At 51.1% G+C, this 21,498-nt stretch carries 16 protein-coding genes and 2 tRNA genes; 10 read left to right on the top strand and 8 right to left on the bottom strand.

Annotated elements, in window-relative coordinates:
• Positions 1 to 83: 83 nt before the first annotated feature.
• Positions 84 to 1,529: an MFS transporter gene (locus FDZ78_RS01270; RefSeq protein WP_240740299.1), complete on the bottom strand. Its 1,446-nt coding sequence runs from the start codon at positions 1,527 to 1,529 to the stop codon at positions 84 to 86.
• Positions 1,530 to 1,715: 186 nt separating this feature from the next.
• Between FDZ78_RS01270 and FDZ78_RS01265 the strand changes: the two genes are divergently transcribed.
• The 3 genes from FDZ78_RS01265 (at position 1,716) to FDZ78_RS01255 (ending at position 3,646) form a co-directional block, all read left to right on the top strand.
• Entirely contained in the window at positions 1,716 to 2,849 is a 1,134-nt protein-coding gene (locus FDZ78_RS01265; RefSeq protein WP_123398761.1) for an AI-2E family transporter, read from the top strand.
• A gap of 139 nt (positions 2,850 to 2,988) precedes the next feature.
• Positions 2,989 to 3,062 (top strand) — tRNA-Pro (locus FDZ78_RS01260).
• A 314-nt stretch (positions 3,063 to 3,376) separates the two neighbouring features.
• Positions 3,377 to 3,646 carry a hypothetical protein gene (locus FDZ78_RS01255; RefSeq protein WP_136408839.1) on the top strand — a complete coding sequence of 90 codons (270 nt, stop codon included), beginning with the start codon at positions 3,377 to 3,379 and terminating at the stop codon, positions 3,644 to 3,646.
• Positions 3,647 to 3,672: 26 nt separating this feature from the next.
• On the opposite strand, the gene FDZ78_RS01250 is transcribed toward FDZ78_RS01255, so the two are convergent.
• The 5 genes from FDZ78_RS01250 to FDZ78_RS01230 form a co-directional block, all read right to left on the bottom strand.
• On the bottom strand, positions 3,673 to 4,638 hold the full coding sequence (locus FDZ78_RS01250) for a transposase (RefSeq protein WP_240740261.1): 966 nt from the start codon (positions 4,636 to 4,638) through the stop codon (positions 3,673 to 3,675).
• Entirely contained in the window at positions 4,613 to 4,984 is a 372-nt protein-coding gene (locus FDZ78_RS01245) for a transposase family protein (RefSeq protein WP_107037111.1), read from the bottom strand. Before FDZ78_RS01245 ends, FDZ78_RS01250 begins: the two co-directional genes overlap by 26 nt.
• Before the next feature lie 462 nt (positions 4,985 to 5,446).
• Positions 5,447 to 5,533, bottom strand: a tRNA-Ser gene (locus tag FDZ78_RS01240).
• A 248-nt stretch (positions 5,534 to 5,781) separates the two neighbouring features.
• Complete coding sequence (locus tag FDZ78_RS01235; protein WP_107030992.1) at positions 5,782 to 7,359, bottom strand: peptide chain release factor 3; 1,578 nt, start codon at positions 7,357 to 7,359, stop codon at positions 5,782 to 5,784.
• Between the two features lie 85 nt (positions 7,360 to 7,444).
• Complete coding sequence (locus tag FDZ78_RS01230) at positions 7,445 to 8,089, bottom strand: M15 family metallopeptidase (RefSeq protein ID WP_240740300.1); 645 nt, start codon at positions 8,087 to 8,089, stop codon at positions 7,445 to 7,447.
• Between the two features lie 142 nt (positions 8,090 to 8,231).
• Between FDZ78_RS01230 and FDZ78_RS01225 the strand changes: the two genes are divergently transcribed.
• From FDZ78_RS01225 to FDZ78_RS01205, 5 genes are all read left to right on the top strand, one after another.
• Complete coding sequence (locus FDZ78_RS01225) at positions 8,232 to 10,322, top strand: tetratricopeptide repeat protein (protein ID WP_136408841.1); 2,091 nt, start codon at positions 8,232 to 8,234, stop codon at positions 10,320 to 10,322.
• A 166-nt stretch (positions 10,323 to 10,488) separates the two neighbouring features.
• The gene (locus FDZ78_RS01220) at positions 10,489 to 11,805 is read left to right on the top strand and encodes an aspartate kinase (protein ID WP_107030989.1); all 1,317 of its coding nucleotides are present in this window, start codon (positions 10,489 to 10,491) and stop codon (positions 11,803 to 11,805) included.
• A 39-nt stretch (positions 11,806 to 11,844) separates the two neighbouring features.
• Positions 11,845 to 12,996 (top strand): diaminopimelate decarboxylase, encoded by a 1,152-nt coding sequence (lysA, locus tag FDZ78_RS01215; RefSeq protein WP_107030988.1) that lies wholly within the window; start codon positions 11,845 to 11,847, stop codon positions 12,994 to 12,996.
• A gap of 17 nt (positions 12,997 to 13,013) precedes the next feature.
• Complete coding sequence (locus tag FDZ78_RS01210; protein WP_123399054.1) at positions 13,014 to 15,008, top strand: OPT family oligopeptide transporter; 1,995 nt, start codon at positions 13,014 to 13,016, stop codon at positions 15,006 to 15,008.
• Positions 15,009 to 15,027: 19 nt separating this feature from the next.
• Positions 15,028 to 16,323 (top strand): MATE family efflux transporter, encoded by a 1,296-nt coding sequence (locus FDZ78_RS01205; protein WP_168182112.1) that lies wholly within the window; start codon positions 15,028 to 15,030, stop codon positions 16,321 to 16,323.
• Between the two features lie 75 nt (positions 16,324 to 16,398).
• On the opposite strand, the gene FDZ78_RS01200 is transcribed toward FDZ78_RS01205, so the two are convergent.
• A complete protein-coding gene (locus tag FDZ78_RS01200; RefSeq protein WP_107030986.1) occupies positions 16,399 to 17,718 on the bottom strand; it encodes an SLC45 family MFS transporter in 1,320 nt (439 codons plus the stop codon).
• A gap of 125 nt (positions 17,719 to 17,843) precedes the next feature.
• On the bottom strand, positions 17,844 to 18,698 hold the full coding sequence (nfo, locus tag FDZ78_RS01195) for a deoxyribonuclease IV (protein WP_107030985.1): 855 nt from the start codon (positions 18,696 to 18,698) through the stop codon (positions 17,844 to 17,846).
• A gap of 213 nt (positions 18,699 to 18,911) precedes the next feature.
• Between nfo and FDZ78_RS01190 the strand changes: the two genes are divergently transcribed.
• Both FDZ78_RS01190 and hisS read left to right on the top strand, forming a co-directional pair.
• On the top strand, positions 18,912 to 19,895 hold the full coding sequence (locus FDZ78_RS01190) for an IS30 family transposase (protein ID WP_136408456.1): 984 nt from the start codon (positions 18,912 to 18,914) through the stop codon (positions 19,893 to 19,895).
• A 143-nt stretch (positions 19,896 to 20,038) separates the two neighbouring features.
• The gene (hisS, locus tag FDZ78_RS01185) at positions 20,039 to 21,412 is read left to right on the top strand and encodes a histidine--tRNA ligase (protein ID WP_107030984.1); all 1,374 of its coding nucleotides are present in this window, start codon (positions 20,039 to 20,041) and stop codon (positions 21,410 to 21,412) included.
• The last annotated feature ends 86 nt before the right edge of the window (positions 21,413 to 21,498 follow it).

Genomic DNA, 21,498 nt, shown 5'->3' with positions numbered 1-21,498 from the left:
ACAAGTAAGTCCCGCAGACCGGCCGGCAATCGGCTTTGGGTCTGCGGGACTCGTTTCATTTGTCTTCTTAATAACAGACAGTCTTATGCCTCGCCATCAATACGGACATCTTCGAAGTCTTCCTTGATGTTGGGGTCTTCGAGACCGTAGTGGTGTATGGCGTTCATTGATTTGAGAATGATACCGAAAATCAGTGCAAGTACGCCGAGTGAAGCGAAGCAACACATCGGCACAGTGTAGTTGTACTGCAAGGGATCAGTGATGCCAGGGTTAGACCATGTGATGACCTTGCCGATAATGATGGGCACAAATGCCAGACCGATATTCTGCACCCAGAAAATCAGAGAATAGGCACTACCAAGGAAACGCTTGTCCATGATCTTGGGCACTGAGGGCCACAGAGCCGCAGGCACAAGCGAAAACGAAATGCCGAGAACGACGATAGCCGAGTAGGTTATAAGCTCGCTCTGAGTTGTCGGAACAACGAATGCGAAAGTCAGGTGGCAGACAATCATCAGTATCGCGCCAAGAATGAGCATGCTCGCGCCTTTGCCCTTACGGTCAAGGAAATAACCGAGGAAGGGAGTAAGCACAGCAGCTCCGATCGGGAACCAGCGGAAAATATCGGAAGCCTGGGTCTCGGAGATGCCGAGGTTGCACTGAAGCATATTGGCCGCATAACGCTGGAAGGGGAAGATGGCCGAGTAGTAGAGCACACAGAGCATGGCGATGATCCAGAAGAGTTTGCTGCCGAAGATGGCGCCTACGTCAGAAAGTTTGAACTCTTCGTCGGAAGCGGCTTCTTCAACCTTGGCAGCACCCATTTCCTTGTCAAGTTTCGAGTCCATGAAGGTGAACACTATGAAGCAGAGCAGGCCTATGCAGAGGAGAGCCGAGCAGAAAGCCACGGGCACTACCACTGTCGGAGATGCCGACCAGTCGGCCAAACGGGGCGAGATAGTGAAGATGAAGAACACGCCCACACGCGCGATAGCCATTTCAAGACCCATCGCGAGAGCCATTTCCTTGCCTTCAAACCATTTGGCAAGAGTCTTGGAAACAGTGATACCGGCCATTTCGCAGCCACAGCCAAAGATCATGAAGCCGAGAGCGGCAAGCTTGGCGCTGCCGGGCATGGCGGTCCACCATGAACCGAGCCACTGGTCAAGGGCTGTGCCCTGGAATGCATCGCTGATGGCATAGAGCTTGATGAAAGCTCCGATCACCATGAGGGAAGCAGAAAGTGTACCGGTGAAGCGGACTCCCATCTTGTCGAGGATGATGCCGGCGAGAATCAGGAAGCCGAAGACATTGAGGATATACTCGGCTCCGGCATAATAACCGAATGCATCGGGCGACCATCCGCGCTGGGTCTGGACAAGTGACTGCAGGGGCGACATCACATCGACAAACATGTAGGCGAACAGCATCATCGACGCCACAAGCGCCAGAGCTGTCCAGCGAGCCCATGCCTTGTCAGAAAGCAGCTGACGCACAGGCTGAACGACATTTTGATTTAAATTTTCCATTGATAAGTATGTGATTTTAATTAAATTATCTGCATCAGGCGCAACTGACAGTCTCGGCAGACCGCAGCGAAAGTGCATGTTAAGCATTACAAAATTACGCAAAATAATGGGAAATCAGAATTTAAATTGTAATTTCGTGGCAAAATATCCTACACACGTTTCACCACCACAACCCTAATTCCTACTATGCTTGTACGTCAACGCTACGATCTCGACCGGACAGTCAGACTTCTGATCAACTGTGTACTGTTTGTCGGACTGATCTGGCTGGTCAACATACTTAAAGGAGTGTTACTCCCCTTCTGCGTAGGCTGTCTGATAGCCTACCTGCTTGAGCCGTTCGTCCAGTTCAACCGTCAGTTGCTAAATCTCAAAGGACGAACCATAGCAACATTCGTCACTCTGTTCGAAATGACTTTTTTCTTCATCGTGCTCTGCTATCTGCTGGTCCCGATGATTGTACGAGAGTCAAGCCAGATGGCCGGACTTATCAAAGCCTATGCCGCCACAGACCTCAAAATACCGTTCGTGCCGGAAGAACTTCATGAATTCCTCAGAAAAAACGTAAACTTCGAACTTATAGCCCGGAAACTCTCCCACGAGGAATGGATGAAAATGATCGAAGAGGGCTTCTCAGCCTCCTGGCAGGTGATCACCGGCTCGATCTCGCTTGTCATGAGCCTCTTCAGCTGGATCATAGTATTCCTGTATGTGGTCTTCATCATGCTTGATTATGAAAAAATATCGTCAGGATTCAGGCGCATGGTCATGCCGAAATATCGCCGCATAGTCTTCAAGATCGGCCATGACGTGAAAATCTCGATGAACCACTATTTCCGCGGACAGGCGCTTGTAGCCTTCATCGTCGGCATTCTCTTCAGCATCGGATTCCTCATAATAGGACTGCCAATGGCCATAGTGCTCGGCATGTTCATCGGTTTGCTCAACATGGTGCCCTATCTCCAGCTCGTGTCACTCATCCCGGCCACACTTATATGTATAGTCGTGGCAGTCGGCGGAGAGATCGGCTTCTGGACACTGTTCTGGGAGATGATAGCCGTCTATTGCATCGTGCAGGCCATCCAGGATCTGGTGCTCACTCCAAAGATCATCGGAAAAGCCATGAGCATGAATCCGGCAATCATTTTTCTGTCTCTCTCCGTATGGGGAACACTCTTTGGAATGATCGGGCTGATCATAGCTCTCCCCCTCACCACCCTCGTCCTCGCCTACTATGACGAATATTTTATACGTCCTCATGAAAAAAAGCGCAGAAACCGAAAGAAGGTTGCAGAGCTGCCTGAAGCCCCTAAAAGCTAAAATATTTAACAAACGAGGATCAAAACAGCAATTTTAAGTTAACATAGGTTAATTTTATGGCAAACATTTGGAAGTTTAAAAATAACTCCCTACCTTTGCATCGCTTTTGAGAAACAAAGCAACGCTTTTGAAAGATAATCGGGGTGTAGCTCAGTTGGTTAGAGTACGCGTCTGGGGGGCGTGAGGTCGCTAGTTCGAGTCTAGTCACCCCGACAAAAGCAAGAGAAAACAGGTTTAGCTCAATAAGTTAAACCTGTTTTCCTTTAAACAGCCGGGACAAAAACGGGACACGCCGTCTCCGGCGCCCGAATCACGGGTCAGCGGATTTTTCCGGTGGGCGGAAGGGGAATGTCAAGAGTATAGAGTGGCCAGTTTGAACATAAAGAACTTGATGTCGCCGACACCTCGGAACTGTGTTCTGAACGCCTCGATTTTGCGATTTCAGCCCAATTCTACCACTCTGAATCATATTGAATAAACCGAATCTAAATTCTTTAACACTAATTAATATACTTACTACTGAAGTCATGAACTACCTTTCTATAGAGCAATCCATCAGTATTCTTCCACCAGAGTTCAAGAATATAGAAAAATACCCTGGAAGGAGACCAATCTATTCTTCTTCAATGGGAAATCTTTATTTCAGGGGCTCTAAAGATTTCGGATATAAACACAAGACGTGGTGGTATAGCATAGATCCGGAAGTAATAAAGAGTGAGAGAATCGCCTACATAGTTCTTGCTGCCGATACAAAAGGGATATTCCGGCTCAAGCCGAAAGCACGGTGCATATGTTAAATTGGGCAATTAGAAGTGTTAAATTTTTAGGCGTAGAGTTTGACTAATCGGAAGATGAAGAAGTCGCGGTCCCGGACACCACGCATTTGTGAGCGAAATATTTTGACTTTAGAGTTGAATGCCTCGGCAGAGGCATTGGTCGCACGACGACGGAAATAGTTCAGGATTGTTGGGGCGTGGTTCTTGAATGTTTTGATTACCGAGCGGAAGTTGTTGTTACCCAATGCCATTACCTTTTCATACCACTTGTTCATCCTCCCCATGGCTTTTGTCGGTGAGATTTTAGCGTTGAAAATCTTGCGCAGCTCCATCGCAAGGCTGTATGCAGCCTTCAATATTGGATAGTATTTGAACAGTATGTTGACACGATGGCGCTGTATGTCAGTCCATTTGTTCTGCGACATCATCAGAGTGTGTTTGCTGCGAGCCAGTATCTGGCGCATGGTCTCTCCGTTGGAGTACGTTACCGGCGGTTCGGACTTGTTGCGGTTGTTTTCCTCTGCGATGAGCTGTCGGCGAATGTCAATGCGGATTTCGTCAACGGCCTCATTATAGACCTGTTGGACATGAAAACGGTCGTTGACTACATGGGCGTTATAGAACACTTCTGCGGCTATGAGCATCATTGATGGCGAGAGATCGCAGGTCACTTCCTTGACCCTGCGTCTGATTGATTTCTCCATAGCTCCGATGAGTATGGATATAATTTCGTCACTCTTTGTTCCGGGAATGGCTGCCGCAAGTGTTCCCTTGCCTCCGTGGCCGTCCTTGTTGGTCAGGAACGTCCATACCTCCCCGTTGCTCAGACACGTCTCATCAAGACTCATGTAAGGGCCGATATTATCGGCGTTGAAATAGAACCCACAGCCAAGCTCCTGTTCGCACCAGTCGGCGTAACCGCTTATCTTATTGCGGTACAAGTCGGCAAAATGTTTGCCGTTGACGCAGTACATCTGCGCTATCTGTTTAATCGACAGGGCTGTCGTCTCCACCTTCGTCTTTTAAAAAAGCCACGAACTCGGCGCTGAGTCGTGTTCCTTCCTCGTTGGGAAGTTCGAGATTGTAGCTGAAGATTTCGTTGGTCTGCCTGTCCCACCACTTGTTCTTGCGCATGTGAAGAAATACAGGCCGTCCACGCATCGGATAGTCCTGTATTGTTACATAATCCGTATAGCCTCGCGCTACGATATTTGGATTACGATAGTCTTCATCAGACAGTTTCTTCTTTTCGTCAAGCCATATGTCATAGGACTGTTCCGTGCGCTCGAAGCGCACCATTTCAAATAGTTCGTCCATGCCCTCGGGCAGGCACATCCATATTGCATCTGCGGTTTTCATGCCACAAATTTAACACTTTTCTCAAAATTCATGCACCGTGCTTTCGGCTTGACCCGATATTCCTCATTCCATCAAGTATATTTTTTGCATATAGACACCGACATCCAGTGGGAGCGGTAAAAGGCGGACGGGAAGACTTCACAATCTTACGCAACGATAATCGCTACATTAGGCACGAAGCAAAATGCGAAGATGAAGATATTACAAGATACTTTATCCCTAACCCTGAAAACCATGTTAATGTTGTAAAATAATCCAGTTCAAGGTTAAGTTTATGATATTACTTGCAGCGCGGGTCGGAATGGACTGTAAAAAAAGATGGAGATAAGATTTCTTCTATATACTTTGCATCTGATAGTAGATTTTCATCCAGCCTCAGTACACGTAGCACACACCTCCAAAAGACCACCAATCCACCTAAACGCCAAAAGAGCTGCAAATCTATGATTTGCAGCTCTTTTGCGGAGAGAACGAGATTCGAACTCGTGGTAGGATTGCTCCTACGTCAGTTTAGCAAACTGGTGGTTTCAGCCACTCACCCATCTCTCCAGGTGCTTGTTGAATTGTTTTACACTTAGTTAAAAGTGTCTCACTTTCTCTAAAGCGTTGCAAAGGTAGATATTTTCTGCGAACTATCCAAATTTTGCAGCAACTTTTTTATTTTATTTTTCACGACCACTTGTTTCACCCTACTGCGTAGACTTTAACAATCAGGGCATTGAATGTTATAATCATCCACATTCAATGCCCTGATAATACCTTACAGCAATTGTCGCCCGTCCGCAGCCACTTCCGCCTTAGAATTCCGAGGAGAAGTGGAAACGGATTTTGGGGAAGTCATTCTGGGCCATCTGGAGCACGTAGCCGGAGTCGGCGAGGAATACGTCGCGACCCTCTTTGTCGACAGCCATGAACTGATGCTTGCGTTTTTTAAAAGCTGCAAGCGCTTCGGCATCGTCACTCTCGATCCAGCAGGCCTTGTAGAGCGATATTGGTTCCCAACGACACTGCGCGCCATATTCGTGGAGCAGACGATATTGTATGACTTCAAACTGGAGTTGTCCGACAGTTCCGATGATCTTACGGCCGTTGAACTGGTTGACAAACAGCTGTGCGACGCCCTCATCCATCAGCTGCTGTATGCCCTTGTCAAGCTGCTTGGCCTTCATTGGGTCGGAATTCTCTATATATTTGAACATCTCTGGCGAGAAACTCGGAAGGCCCTTGAAATGCAGAGTCTCTCCGGATGTCAGAGTGTCGCCGATTTTGAAGTTGCCGGTATCGGGAATACCGACAATGTCACCGGGATATGCCTCGTCGACAATATTCTTTTTCTGTGCCATGAAGGCAGTCGGGGCTGCAAATTTCATGGTCTTGCCGGATCTTACATGCTTGTAGGGAGCATTGCGTTCAAACTTTCCAGAGCATACTTTGACAAAAGCAATGCAGGAACGGTGATTTGGGTCCATGTTGGCATGAATCTTGAACACGAAACCCGAAAAGCCCTCTTCGTCAGGATTGATGGCACGTTCTTCGGCATTGACCGGACGGGGAGAAGGAGCGATTTTCACAAAACAGTCCAGAAGTTCCTTCACACCGAAAGTATTCAGCGCCGAGCCAAAGAACACCGGAGCCACTTTGCCTTCGAGATAGGCTTCGGTGTCGAATTCGGGATAAACGCCCTCGATTAACTCCAGGTCTTCGCGAAGCTTGGCGGCATCAGTCTCCCCTACCGCTTCGTCGACACGCGGATCTGTGACGGAATCAATTTCGACACGCTCGCTGACACGCTGCTTGTCGGGGGTAAAGAGATCCAGAGAATGCTCAAAAATATTGTAGACTCCCTTGAACTTCGCACCTATATTTATAGGCCATGACAGCGGGCGCACGCTGATCTTCAGTTCGCTCTCAAGTTCGTCGAGAATATCAAACGGATCGCGGCCCTCGCGGTCGAGTTTGTTGACAAAGATAATCACCGGAGTGTTACGCATACGGCATACCTCCATGAGCTTACGGGTCTGCTGTTCGACACCTTTGGCAACGTCGACCACTATGATCACACTGTCTACCGCTGTCAAGGTGCGGTAAGTATCCTCCGCGAAATCCTGGTGACCGGGAGTGTCAAGAATGTTGATCTTATAATCACCGTAGTTGAAACCCATTACCGAGGTTGCCACAGAGATGCCGCGCTGCTTTTCGATTTCCATCCAGTCGGAAGTCGCAGTCTTCTTGATTTTATTTGACTTTACGGCACCTGCCACATGGATCGCCCCACCGAAAAGCAGAAGTTTTTCAGTGAGCGTTGTTTTACCTGCGTCAGGGTGTGAAATGATTGCAAACGTGCGTCTGCGGGCTATTTCGTCGGTAAGAGACATGGGTTTATTGTTTTTTATGATTTTATGGTGCAAAGTTACGATTTTTTTTCCGAGTTGAGAAGTTTTTCCCGACGCTGAAAAAGGGTCAGAAATCAAGCCGTCTGAACGATGCGCGAGCTTTGGCCTTATTGACAAGGTCGAAATGCCACCACTCTGTGCGGATGGTGTGAAATCCGGCCGAGGTCATGACACGACGCAGGAGCAGACGGTTCTGCCGCTCGGTCTCACTGATTACGCCACGCCTTACCAGCGCTTCCTCGGCATCGATATTCGCTTCCGGACCAAGATGGTCAACCGGAGTTCCCATAGGAAGTTCACGCTCCTCCTGATCGACAATGGTTATATCAACCGCCAGTCCATAGTTATGCAGACCGCCGCCTCTGGCCGGGTTGGCCACATAATTTGCCTTGGGGGTTCCGCTGACAGCTCTAAACATCCGGCGCTGGACGCTCATCGGACGGGCGGCATCCTTGATCAGCAACCGATGACCCGGACTGATCCTGCCAAGCTCAGCCTGCGCCCGCACTACCGCCGCAGCCGCTTCCGGTTGCAGATAAGCCCGCTCAAGGCCATCGGTGTAGAGCAACACGCCCGTAAAATTATCCTCTCTCGCATACATCAGACTTACACATATGGTTGAATCAAGACCCGCCACATCGACAAGTCCATGATCCTTAAGTTTTTGTTCGAGCGTCAGCGGCGACGGTCTCGATTGTGAATGTAAGCACATAACAGACAGAGATAAAAGAATCGCAATAATAAGAAATCTAAGAAATCCGGATTGTTTCATGGCCGCAAAAATATGAAAAATCCTTAAATCATGACCGTGTTTTGTGCGAAAACATTACTTTTGCAAGTCATAACCCTGCAAGATGATCATTACGACACCTAAAATACATATGCTCCGGCGCCTGTTGCTCCTATTGATGCTCATCACCGTCACGACACAGGTCAGCGGACAGATCAACACCGAGCAGGTGTTGCGGATCGGCGCCAACACCCACTACTTTGAAGACTACGTGCTTTCGATCCAATATTTCAACCAAGTCATAAGCGTCAACCCATCCCAGGCCAAGCCTTATTTCTACCGTGCTGTGGCCAAGCTCAACCTTGATGACTTCCGCGGAGCTGAAGAAGATGCCACTCTCGCGCTTGAACGCAACCCGTTCATCACCGAAGCCTATGAAGTCAGAGGTGTGGCTCGACAAAACCAAGGCAAAAACGCCGAAGCCATAGCCGACTATGACCGCGCGCTTGAAATGCAGCCCGAAAACAGCAGCATAATCTTCAATAAAGCCATAGCCCAGCATGAAAACCGCGACACAGTCGGAGCGAAAACCACCTTCAGCCATCTCATCAGACGCTTTCCGAAATTCGAAGAAGGCTATCTGGGCCGAGCGCGCCTGCGCCTGGAGATGAAAGACACGATCGGAGCAAAAGCCGACATAGACCACGCGCTCTCACTCAACTCCAATGCAGTCAACGCCTACCTCCTACGTGCCGATATAGCCATCCATTCAGGCAAAGACTTCAAAAGCGCCCTCGCAGACATGGACAAAGCCGTGAAACTGCGTCCTGAAGCCGCCGGATTTTATATTAACCGCGCCTATCTGCGTTACATGAACGACGATATCCACGGAGCCTTCGAAGACTATGATCGTGCGATCGGGCTCGAACCCGCCAACACCGCAGCTATATTCAACCGCGGCCTGCTCCGTGCCGAAGTCCATGACACCAACCGTGCCATCGATGACTTCTCTCGTGTGCTCGACCTTGACTGCGAGGACTACAAGACGCTCTACAACCGCGCCATACTCCTTTCAGAAATCGGGTCGTTCGAAGCTGCATTGGCCGATCTCGACAAAGTGATCGAAGCCTTTCCGGACTTTGCCGGAGCCTACTTTCTGCGATACGACATCAAACGCCGCAAGGGAGACAGCCGTTCGGCCCAAAAAGACTACGACAAATCAATGGCTCTGGCCAAGACCACCGTCCAGCTGACACCTGACAAGCAATTCAGTGGATCGGCATATTCCGGTTCCGCGAAAACCGACAAATCCAACACCTCGACAGCCGGCGACAAGGTCTCCGCGGCAACCCAAAGCACCACACAGCCGAAAAGCGAGACCATAACGGAAACACAGGAGCAGGTGAAACGCAGATTCTCGTCACTCACCACCGTGCGCAGCAACTATTCAGCAGAAAAAGATTACTCGACAGCTGACATTCGCGGAAAAGTCCAGGACAAAGACATGGCCGTAGAACTTGAGCCGCCGTTCATGCTGACCTACTACACCTCGCCCAACGAGATCAACCCAAGCAGCGAATACATCCGTGAGGTCGATGAAATAAACTCCCTGGGGCTACTGCGCTTCGTCCTACAGGTTGCCGGACACCCTGCACAGCTGCCAATGTATGAACTTGAAGGCCCGCACCGCCAGTCGATCAGCTACTACAACTCCTACATGGCCGGACATGCCCCCCGCGCCATCGACTACTTCGGCCGTGCTATGGATCTCATAGCGCTCAAAGACTATGACCGCGCCATAGCCGACCTCAACGAAGCCGCCAGACTCACTCCCGACTTTGCGCTCGCCTATCTGTTGCGAGCCCAGGCAAGATACGAGACAGTCAAAGCCACATCCGAACCGGGCAAAGCACTGTCGCGCAGCGGCATCATGGAAGCTATAGTCGATCTTGACGAAACCCTGCGCCACTCACCGTTCATGCCCGTAGCCTATTATAATAAAGGTGTACTGCTGGCAGAATGCGGCAGCTACGTCGAAGCCATCGAAGCCCTCACCCGCGCCATAGAGCTGAAACCGGTCTTCGGAGAAGCCTATTATAACCGCGGATTCGTCTATCTGTCTCTCGGTGACAAAAGCTCAGCCCTCCCCGATCTCAGCCGGGCCGGCGAGCTCGGAATCGTAGCCGCCTACCCGCTTCTCAAACGCATGAAGTGAGCGAAGGGCATAAAACCAGACCTATTTGCTTGCCGGACACTATGATTTACGGCAACTAAGCCAGTCTGGCAACCGTTTTGGTATCACAATGCTTTGATGTGAATTTTTTTTTGTAAATTTGCGCAAAATACTCCTATCGAATTATCACATACACAACATTTAAAATATGAAAGTCTTAAAGTTTGGAGGAACTTCTGTAGGATCAGCCGAAAGAATCCGCCACGTAGCAGACCTCGTCAGCGCAAGAGGTAAAAACATCATCGTTCTTTCAGCCATGTCAGGCACAACCAACTCTCTGGTTGAGATCTCGGACTATCTCTACAAAAAAAACACCAACGGAGCCAAGGAAACGATCAACCTCCTCGAATCGAAGTATCTCAAGACAATCGCCTCTCTCTACGACCGCCATGAGAGCCGCGAAAAAGCACTCAAAGAGATAAAGGCCTGCTTCAACTACATCCGCTCGTTCACCCAGCGCGAGACTTTCGGACCGACTGAAGAAAAAATCATCCTTGCCCAGGGCGAGATCATGAGTGTGGCCATGATGACCATCCTGCTCAACGAGCGCGGTCTCTACGCCGAAGCCCTCCCCGCCCTTGACTTTATGAAAACAGGCCAGAACGGAGAGCCTGACATGCAGCACATAGCTCTGCATCTCCAGCCGCTGCTTGACAAATATGTCGATGCCGACATTTTTGTGACCCAGGGATTTATCTGCCGCAACTCGACCGGCGAGATCGACAACCTGCAGCGTGGCGGCTCGGACTACACCGCATCGCTCATCGGCGCAGCCATCGAAGCTGACGAGATCGAAATCTGGACCGACATCGATGGTATGCACAACAACGACCCGCGCTTCGTGGAAGGCACCAAGCCCGTCAACGAGCTCCACTACGAAGAAGCATCCGAGCTGGCCTACTTCGGCGCCAAGATCCTCCACCCCACCTGTGTGCTCCCCGCCAAGGTCAACAACATACCTGTGCGCCTGCTCAACACACTTGAACCGGAAGCTCACGGCACTCTGATCTACAACAACATAACCGAACCGTCAATCAAAGCCGTCGCAGCCAAAGACAATGTGGTCGCCATCAAGATCAAAAGCTCCCGCATGCTTCTGGCCTACGGCTACCTGACACGCGTGTTCGAGACATTCGAAAAATACCGCACCCCGATTGACATGATCGCCACTTCTGAAGTAGGCGTCTCACTGACAATCGACTCCGAACGCTTCCTGCCGGAAATCATTGACGAGCTCAAGAAGTTCGGCACCGTGACCGTTGACAAGGACATGGTCATCATCTGTGTTGTAGGCAACATGGAGTGGACCAACACCGGCTATGAGGCAAAAGCGATGGAAGCTCTTGCCGACATCCCCGTGCGCATGATCTCCTACGGCGGTTCAAACTACAACATCTCGTTCCTCGTCCGCAGCTGCGACAAAGTCGAGGCTCTCAAACGCCTCAGTGAAAAACTTTTCAGCTAAAGACCGCACACCTAATTAAAGAGATCAGACAGAAAAAACATGACACGTTTCCCCATAGAGGAATTTTCAAGCCTCAAAACACCGTTCTATTTCTACGACCTGCGTCTGCTCGAACGCACTGTCAAGGAGATCCGCCGTACCGCCCGTGATCCCCGCTTCAAAGTCCACTATGCCATCAAGGCCAACGCCAACCCCGGCATACTGCGCACCATCCAGGCCGCAGGATTCGGAGTGGACTGCGTCAGCGGCTGGGAAATCGAGGCAGCGATCGAAGCCGGATTCCGCGGCGACCGCATCGTGTTTGCCGGCGTAGGCAAAAGCGATCCTGAAATCCGCTCTGCTCTTGAAGCAGATATCGAATGCTTCAACGTAGAGTCAGAACCGGAACTGAGAGTCATCAGCGAAATTGCAGCCGAGATGGGCAAGACAGCACGTGTGGCAATCCGCGTCAACCCCAATATCGACGCCCACACCCATGCCTATATCACTACAGGGCTGGCCGAAAACAAGTTTGGCATCAATCTTGAACAGCTCGACTCGATTATAGGCCTCGCCAAAAGCCTGCCCGCCATCGACCTCAAAGGTCTGCATTTCCACATCGGATCGCAGATCACTGAGACAGAACCCTTTGTGATGCTCTGCGAGACCATCAACCGCCTGCAGGACGAATATGAACAGAAAGGTGTCAAATTCAGCCTTATCAACGTTGGCGGCGGTCTCGGTATTGACTACGCACACCCCGAACGCCACCCGATCCCCGACTTCGAAGCCTACTTCACCACCTTCCACAACCATCTGCGCCTGCGCCCGGATCAGGAACTCCATTTCGAACTCGGCCGCTCGGTGGTGGCACAGTGCGGATCGCTGATCACCCGTGTGCTCTACATCAAGGAAGGCACAAGCAAACGTTTCGCCATAGTCGATGCCGGAATGAGCGATCTCATCCGTCCGGCCCTCTACAGCGCGCACCACAAAATCGAAAACATCTCAAACCCCAACGGCGAACTCCACCACTACGACGTGGTAGGACCGATCTGCGAATCCTCAGACCGTTTTGGCGAAAGCGAAACCCTGCCTGAAGTAAAGCGAGGCGATCTGCTCGCACTCCGTTCTGCCGGTGCCTATGGCGAGATCATGGCCTCACGCTATAATTGCCGCCCCTTCCCCCACTCCTATTTTTCAGAAAACTAATTCCCTGAAAAGCCAAAATGAAACCCACAGAAAACCCCAAGGAAGTCTATCAGGACGCAGATCCTGTGGAACTCCCCGAAAACGCGTTCCGCGAACTCGCCGAGGATGAAGGCTACAGGCCTATCATGCACCCGGCCCGTGACTACCCCGAAGTGACGCCCTACTCTGTCGGTATGGGACTGCTGCTTGCCGTAATATTCAGCGCGGCAGCAGCCTACCTCGGCCTTAAGGTCGGACAGGTCTTCGAAGCCGCCATTCCCATCGCCATCATCGCTGTAGGTCTTTCAGGCGCTCTGAAAAAAGAGAATCCCCTGGGCCAGAACGTCATCATCCAGAGTATCGGAGCATGTTCGGGAGTCATCGTTGCAGGAGCCATATTCACCCTGCCCGCACTCTACATTCTTCAGGCCAAGTATCCGGAAATCACCGTCAACTTCCTGCAGATATTTCTCAGCTCGCTCTTAGGCGGCATACTCGGCATACTCTTCTTCATCCCGTTCCGCAAATACTTCGTAAAAGACATGCACGGGAAATATCCTTTCCCTGAGGCGACTGCGACCACCCAGGTGCTTGCAAGCGGTCTCGGCAAAAGCTCTGCCGGCAACAGCGGGCAGGCCCGCACCCTCGTGCTTGCCTCGCTCATCGGCGGTATTTACGACTATATTGTGGAAACTTTCGGATGGTGGGCCGGTGTCCTCAACACTCATGTCACCGAATGGGGCCAGACTCTGGCCGAGAAGACCAAACTCGTGCTCAGCTGCAACACTGGAGCCGCAGTGCTCGGTCTGGGCTATATCATAGGACTGAACTATGCGTTCATCATCTGCGCCGGCTCAATCTTTGTATGGTGGATTCTGATTCCGCTTCTCGGCACATACGGATCAGCTGAAATCGCAGCCATGAGCCCCGAAGCCATATTCTCTGACCACGCCCGCATGATCGGTATCGGCGGCATCGCTATGGCAGGCATCATCGGCATAGTGAAATCATGGTCTATCATCCGCGGTGCCGTAGGTCTCGCCTCACGCGAGCTCCGCGGCAACACATCTGAAGGCAAAACCGTGCGCTGGCAGACAGATATTTCGATGAAACACATCGTGTTTTTCATTGCGCTCGCGCTTGCAGCCGTGCTCATATTCTTCTGGATAGGCGTGATCCATACCTTCTGGCAGGCTCTGGTGGCGTGGCTGGTGGTCACAGCTATCGCATTCCTCTTTACAACAGTGGCTGCCAACGCAATCGCCATTGTCGGCTCCAATCCCGTGTCAGGCATGACACTGATGACTCTGATTGTCGCATCGGCCATCTTTGTGGCCATCGGCCTTAGCGGATCGTCAGGCATCGTGGCCTCAATGGTGATCGGCGGCGTGGTCTGCACTGCTCTATCGATGGCCGGCGGATTTGTCACTGACCTCAAGGTGGGCTACTGGCTCGGCTCAACCCCACGCAAGCAGGAAAGCTGGAAATTCCTCGGCACACTTGTTTCGGCAGCCACTGTAGGCGGTGTCATCCTCCTGCTCAACAAAGTCTATGGCTTTACCGGCGACAACGCCCTCATCGCACCCCAGGCCAATGCAATGGCCAAGGTGATCGAACCGCTTATGATGGGCGGAGACACCCCGTGGATCCTCTATATGACCGGTGCCATTCTGGCTCTGATACTCAACTGGCTCGGCGTGCCTGCCCTTGCATTCTGTCTCGGCATGTTCATTCCCCTGCAGCTCAACACTCCGCTGCTTGTCGGAGGCGCTATCGCATGGTTTGTAGGAAGCCGTTCTACCGACAAAGCCCTCAATGACGCCCGTCGCGACCGCGGTACTCTGATCTCGTCAGGCCTCATTGCCGGCGGTGCCCTCTTCGGCGTGTTCGCCGCCCTGACACGCTTCCTCGGTTTCGAATACACAAGCCCTCTCAGCACCATCGCCACACAATGGGCCGGACTTGCCGTCTATGCCCTTCTCATCGTCTACCTGATCTGGGATTCGATGAAAGCGAAACGCCTCAAAGACTGATCGGATCTGCTAAATTCCGATGAATGAAATCAACCGCGACATCTTGTCGCTCGCAATTCCGTCGATCATCACGAACATCACCACGCCACTGCTGGCCCTGATGGACGTGGTGATCGTCGGGCATATGGGGAGTGCCGACTATATTGCCGCCATCGCAGTCGGCGGAACAATTTTCAACATGCTTTACTGGCTTTTCGCCTTTCTGCGGATGGGCACAAGCGGACTTACAGCCCAGGCCAATGGCGGAGGCGACAGCAAAAGTTGCGCCCAAGTGCTTGCCCGCGGACTGACAGTTGCTCTCTGCGCGTCAATTCTGATAATCCTCTTTCAGAAACCACTTCTTGATCTCACTCTGAACTTTCTTGAAGTCAGAGACCGGGTAAGGGATCTCGCATCAGTCTATTTCTCGATTCTTGTCTGGGGAGCCCCCGCTTCGCTGGCCACATTCACTGTCACCGGATGGCTGTTAGGAATGAAAAACGCCCGCGCGCCGATGTGGGTGGCATTCGTGGTCAACATATCCAACATAGCCGTCAGCCTGCTGCTCGTGCTCGGTTTCGGACTTAAGGTCGAAGGTGTTGCTTCCGGCACACTGACAGCCCAATGGCTCGGAGCGCTCACGGGCCTCGGCATTGTGGCAATCAAATATCGCCCTGCTCCGGGACGGCTTCGTGAAATAATCCGCCTGAGCGATCTGAAAAGATTTTTCAAAGTCAATACTGATATATTTTTCCGCACACTCTGTCTGATAGCCGTAACAGTCTGGTTTACACGCACAGGGGCAACTCAAGGCACCGTCATACTGGCTGTCAACACACTGCTGATGCAGTTTTTCATTCTTTTTTCATACTTCATGGACGGCTTTGCCTTTGCCGGCGAATCACTGTGCGGCAACCTGATCGGAGGTGGCGACAGCAGGGGGCTGCGTGAATGCGTCAAAGCACTGTTCAGATGGAGTGTGGCAATGGTCTTGCTCTTCACCCTGGTCTATGCTGTGGGAGGAGAAAGCATCATGGGCCTCCTAAGCGATGATGCCGGAGTAAGACTTTCAGCCAAGGAATATTACAGCTGGGTCATAGCCATTCCGGCTGTAGGATTCGCGGCATTCACATGGGACGGAATTTTCATCGGCGCGACACGCACAAGAGAAATGCTGCTCTCAATGGCCACCGCCACTGCAATTTATTTCGTGATGCTCCGCATCCTGTTCCCTATAATAGGAAACCACGGACTCTGGATAGCCTTTCTGGCATATCTCTTCACCCGTGGTCTGGCTCTGACGGCCATGAGCCGCCGTATTTTCCAAGACACATAATCCTAAAATACAAAATAAGGTAACTATCAGGCGAGTATGCTGATCAGTTACCTTATTTTGTCTGTCAGGATAGAATCAATTCTCCTTTTCAGCGTAAGTCTCTTTGACCAGTCCGACACTAAGCGCGCCGGCAACAAGAAGAACTCCGCCGAGCACCAGCATATTTACCTGGTGGCCTCCAAGAAGCGGAAGAATCAGACCGCCGAGAGCGGCAGCGCAGATCTGAGGCACACATATGGTCCCGTTGAAAAGCCCAAGATAGGTTCCCATGTTCTTACCGGAAATCGAGTTGGTCAGAATGGTAAACGGAAGTGCCAGCATTGCGGCCCACGCACAGCCAATCAGCAGGAAGGAAATGAACAGCACATATTGGTCAGTGACAAAGAGAGTGGAGATAAAGCCTGCTGCTCCGAGAAGAAGACTGAGCACATAAACTGTCTTGTGGCTCTTGAATCGCGGAATGACCACTGCCCAGAGCACTGAGCCTACGGCCTGGACGGCGAAAAGCACACCGACCCAGTTGCCTGCAGTCTGATAAGCCTCCGAATTGGTATCGGTAGTGCCCCACACGGTATCGGCAATAGCACCTGGCGTGTAGGTCCACATATAGAGGAAAGCCGCCCAGCAGAAAAACTGCACGAGACCGACAGTCCAGAACGTGCGCGGAGCATGTATGAGCAACTTCAGCATCGAGGTCTTTTCTTCATTCTGCTGCTCGGTGATGCCATGATACTCGGCATATTCTTTGGGAGGCATCTCACGGATGGTGACAAAACTGTAGATGACACACAGTATCAGCACAGCGGCTCCGATGTAGAATGAATAGGTCACCGCATCAGGCACTTGTCCTGCCGGAGCGAGATTGCTGACACCGATTGCCGTCAGGGTGATCGGCGCAAGATAACCGACGAGACTGCCGGCATTGCAGAGAAAACTCTGGATGGAATATGCAAGACCTTTCTGACGCTCGTTGACCTGATCGCCGACAAGCATCTTGAACGGCTGCATGGCCATGTTGATGGAAGTGTCAAGAAACATCAGGGCGATAAAGCCGAAAATCATAGCTCCGCCAACTGTCAGTCCGAAACTTCCGGCATTAGGGAGAAGACACATGACCACAACAGCGATAGCTGCTCCAAGAACAAGGTAAGGCAGGCGACGGCCGAGACGATTCCATGTGCGGTCACTCGCAGCGCCAACCAATGGCTGCACAATAATGCCCATCAGCGGGGGCAGAATCCAGAAATAGCTCAATGAATGAGGATCGGCGCCGAGAGTAGCGAATATTCGCGAAATATTTGCGCTCTGGAGAGCATAGGCGATCTGTACGCCAAAAAAGCCGAAACTCAGGTTCCAAAGATTCAGAAAACTTTGGTCTGGTTTATTTTTAACCATAGGTAAGTGTAAGTTGATGATGATATAATCAAAAAATAATCTCTCTACATTTATATAATAAACAAGATCCGTCAGTCAGCGGATCGGCAGGCCGGATACAGCCGGATGCATGTATGCGGCAGGCTTCAGTCTGATTTACGGCTGTCAAGCGAGTAAAGTAGACTGATTTCCTCTGCCCATATTGCCTCGTCAGGGGTCTCAAGTATCAGCGGGATATCATCGAAGCGCGGATCGTTCATCAGTCTCGACCAGAATTCGCGGTCAAGATTGGCGGTTGCGATCGGTGCATGACGGTCAACATGCGAGCCGAGTCCCTTCTGAGTATCGTTGAGATGCATTCCGCAGAGATAGCTGAAACCGATGATGCTGTCAAATTCGGCCCAAGTCTTGTCATAGCCTTCGGCTGTGGCAAGATCATAGCCGGCCGTGTAAGCATGGCAGGTGTCAATGCAGACACCTATTCTCGTCTTGTCATCCACGCGGTCAATAATTCTGGCAATCTGGTCGAACGAATATCCGAGGTTACTTCCCTGCCCGGCAGTATTCTCGATCACAGCCTTCACCCCCGCCGTCTTTTCCAGCAAACCGTTGAGCGAGTCGGCTATCAGGTCAAGACAGGCATCAGTCTCCATCTCACGCATGTGGGAACCAGGATGAAAGTTGAGCATGGTAAGTCCAAGTTGCTCGCAGCGGCGCAGTTCATCAAGAAAAGCCTCACGCGACTTTTCGAGTTTCACGGCATCCGGCGAGCCGAGATTGATCAGAAAGCTGTCATGCGGAAGGATATGCGCCGGGCTGTAACCGTAGCGCATACAGTTTTCCCTGAACGCCTCAGCCTGCGCCTGCGGTATCGGTTTCGAAGTCCAGCGCGACGGGTTGCGGGTGAAGAGAGCAAATGATTTCGCTCCTATCAGATGGGCGTTCAAAGGAGTATTGCTCACACCGTCTCCGGCAGAGACATGTGCTCCTATATATTTCATAAGTATCGGGTCTGTTTTGAAGATTCCAAATCGAAGTGCAAAACTTTGAGCTAGGAATTATTCATTCTCCTCACTCCTTCTGGCGAGGGGATGCCCAAGCGGCGGGGGCGGCCTAAACCGCCCCCAAGAGCGGACAGCAGCAGAACATACTGGCAATACAAAATAAAAAAGGAGACCGAAGTCTCCCTGAGATTAACTAATTTTGTATTGCTAATGTACAGACAATTAACCTCGCAGCAAAGGTCGCAAATTTTCGCCTTACTGCAAAGAAAAACTCCAAGAAAAGAAATCGCCCTCATTGTAGGGTGCAGTCAATCAACACTTTGTCGTGAACTGAAGCGCAATTCCACAACCAAAGGCCACTATCTGTGGGAAAAGGCTCATGCCAAAGCCCTTGAACGCAGAAAGCGCACCACATCCAACAAGAAGCTCGACAGCGTGTTGGTGTGGCGTATAAAACAGATGATTATTGACCACCAATGGTCACCAGAACAAATTCGTGGCGTGTTGGCCAAGGAAGGCGTTTCCGTATCCATACAGACCATTTACAACATTATAAACGCTGATGAAAGCGGAGAACTGCGCCGTCACCGCAGACATCCCGACTTCCGACGACGACCAAAAGGCGAACGCAAACCCACTAAAGCCACCAACATACCAAACCGCACAAGCATACACGACAGACCGGCCGAGGCCGACGGCAAACGCTTTGGCGATTTTGAGATGGATCTTATTGTTGATGCCTACGGGCACGCGATTCTAGTGCTGCTTGAACGCATGACTGGCTTTGTGATGATGGAGAAACTACCTTACGGAAAAAGAGCCAAGCCATTGTCAAAGACTGTCGTGAGAATGCTGTACGCATACCGTAAATATCTTAAAACCATCACTACTGACAACGGCAGCGAGTTCGCGGCACACCTCGACATAACCGCCGGATTACGCATCAAAGGTCTTGATGATGTGACTGTTTACTTTGCCGACAGCTACTGCTCATGGCAGAAAGGAGCGGTCGAAAACATCAACAAACTCATCCGTCAATACATCCCCAAAAAGTCAAATTTCAATGATTTCACTGACCTATACATCAAAAACGTGGCAAAGAAACTGAACTTAAGGCCTCGGAAAAAACTTGGTTTTTCAAACCCGAAAACCGAGTTCTTCAAACAAATCGCTAATTTTGCACTTGCCAGTTGAACCTGCAGTATCGGGTCTGTTTTACGAGTAAGTATGTTTACGCATTAAAGTGACGCAAATTTAGCAAATAATCGCTATCTTTGCAAAATAATTCGTACTAACTTTCAACGATAATATATTTAAGAACAAATCGACAGATATACATGGCACAGAAACCGTCAATCCCCAAAGGCACGCGCGACTTCACCCCGGCTGAAATGGCGCGCCGAAACTATATATTCGACACTATACGCACTGTTTTCAAACTCCACGGTTTCCAGCAGATCGAGACTCCGGCAATGGAAAATCTCTCGACTCTCATGGGCAAATACGGCGAAGAGGGCGACAAACTGCTGTTCAAGATACTCAATTCAGGCGACTTCCTGCGCGGGGCTGATCCCCAGCTGATCCAGTCGGCCATAGCCGGCGACGATTCGGCAAAACTCGCAGCCAAGATCTGTGAGAAAGGTCTGCGCTACGACCTGACAGTGCCCTTCGCGCGTTTCGTTGTCATGCACCGCAACGATCTCAGTTTCCCCTTCAAGCGTTTTCAGATCCAGCCGGTGTGGCGTGCCGACCGTCCGCAGAAAGGCCGTTACCGAGAATTCTACCAGTGTGATGCCGATGTTATCGGATCTGACTCGCTGATCAACGAAATCGAACTTCTCCAGCTCATCGACGATGTGTTCAGCCGTCTCGGCATCCGTATCACAATCAAACTCAACAACCGCAAAGTCCTCGCAGGCATAGCCGAACTTGTCGGCGCGCCTGACAAAATCGTGGACATAACCGTGGCCATTGACAAGATCGACAAGATCGGCCTCGACAACGTGAAAGCCGAACTCGGCGAACGCGGACTGTCGGCCGAAGCCATTGACCGCATCACACCGCTCATCACCCTCTCCGGCTCCAATGCCGAACGCCTCGCAAGCCTTGAAGAAATGCTTGCTTCAAGCGAAACAGGCCTCAAGGGCGTAAGCGAACTGCGCGAAGTCATGGCCGGCACAGAGGCTCTCGGTCTGTGCGCCGACCTCGAACTCGATGTAAGCCTGGCCCGCGGCCTGAACTACTACACCGGAACCATCATTGAGGTCAAAGCCCGCGACGTAGAGATCGGCAGCATCACCGGCGGCGGCCGCTACGACAACCTTACCGGAGTGTTCGGCCTGCCCGGAGTCTCAGGTGTAGGCATTTCATTCGGCGCCGACCGCATTTATGATGTGCTCAATACTCTCAATCTCTACCCTGAAGGAATCGAAGGCGCGGCCAAGGTGATGTTTACCAACTTCGGTCCCAAGGAAGCCGCCCGCAGCCTTCAGATCATCAAGAAACTGCGCGAAAGCGGAATCCCTGCAGAACTTTATCCCGATGCTGCAAAAATGAAAAAGCAGATGGGACGCGCCGACAGCCTCGGCATTCCCTTTGTGGCCATCATCGGAGAGACCGAACTCCAGAACGGGACTGTCACTCTCAAGAACATGACCACCGGAGAACAGTCTGAAATCAGCACCGAGAAACTGACAGAAGCCCTCGGCTGATCCGAAACCGGATAAAATTCTCTCTTCTTTCCTGAATTTTGGCCAATAGCCCCACTACAGCCTCGGCAACAGGTGACAAATGCTTA

Source organism: Duncaniella sp. B8 (assembly GCF_005304985.1).
Taxonomy (GTDB): Bacteria; Bacteroidota; Bacteroidia; order Bacteroidales; family Muribaculaceae; genus Duncaniella; species Duncaniella muris.
This window is presented reverse-complemented; position numbering and strand designations above follow the sequence as displayed.

Bases quoted from the DNA above. Each gene is read 5' to 3' on its own strand.
- FDZ78_RS01270 (WP_240740299.1), bottom strand. From the start codon at position 1,529: ATGGAAAATTTAAATCAAAATGTCGTTCAGCCTGTGCGTCAGCTGCTT.
- FDZ78_RS01265 (WP_123398761.1), top strand. From the start codon at position 1,716: ATGCTTGTACGTCAACGCTACGATCTCGACCGGACAGTCAGACTTCTG.
- FDZ78_RS01255 (WP_136408839.1), top strand. From the start codon at position 3,377: ATGAACTACCTTTCTATAGAGCAATCCATCAGTATTCTTCCACCAGAG.
- FDZ78_RS01245 (WP_107037111.1), bottom strand. From the start codon at position 4,984: ATGAAAACCGCAGATGCAATATGGATGTGCCTGCCCGAGGGCATGGAC.
- FDZ78_RS01235 (WP_107030992.1), bottom strand. From the start codon at position 7,359: ATGTCTCTTACCGACGAAATAGCCCGCAGACGCACGTTTGCAATCATT.
- FDZ78_RS01230 (WP_240740300.1), bottom strand. From the start codon at position 8,089: ATGTGCTTACATTCACAATCGAGACCGTCGCCGCTGACGCTCGAACAA.
- FDZ78_RS01225 (WP_136408841.1), top strand. From the start codon at position 8,232: ATGATCATTACGACACCTAAAATACATATGCTCCGGCGCCTGTTGCTC.
- FDZ78_RS01220 (WP_107030989.1), top strand. From the start codon at position 10,489: ATGAAAGTCTTAAAGTTTGGAGGAACTTCTGTAGGATCAGCCGAAAGA.
- lysA (WP_107030988.1), top strand. From the start codon at position 11,845: ATGACACGTTTCCCCATAGAGGAATTTTCAAGCCTCAAAACACCGTTC.
- FDZ78_RS01210 (WP_123399054.1), top strand. From the start codon at position 13,014: ATGAAACCCACAGAAAACCCCAAGGAAGTCTATCAGGACGCAGATCCT.
- FDZ78_RS01205 (WP_168182112.1), top strand. From the start codon at position 15,028: ATGAATGAAATCAACCGCGACATCTTGTCGCTCGCAATTCCGTCGATC.
- FDZ78_RS01200 (WP_107030986.1), bottom strand. From the start codon at position 17,718: ATGGTTAAAAATAAACCAGACCAAAGTTTTCTGAATCTTTGGAACCTG.
- nfo (WP_107030985.1), bottom strand. From the start codon at position 18,698: ATGAAATATATAGGAGCACATGTCTCTGCCGGAGACGGTGTGAGCAAT.
- FDZ78_RS01190 (WP_136408456.1), top strand. From the start codon at position 18,912: ATGTACAGACAATTAACCTCGCAGCAAAGGTCGCAAATTTTCGCCTTA.
- hisS (WP_107030984.1), top strand. From the start codon at position 20,039: ATGGCACAGAAACCGTCAATCCCCAAAGGCACGCGCGACTTCACCCCG.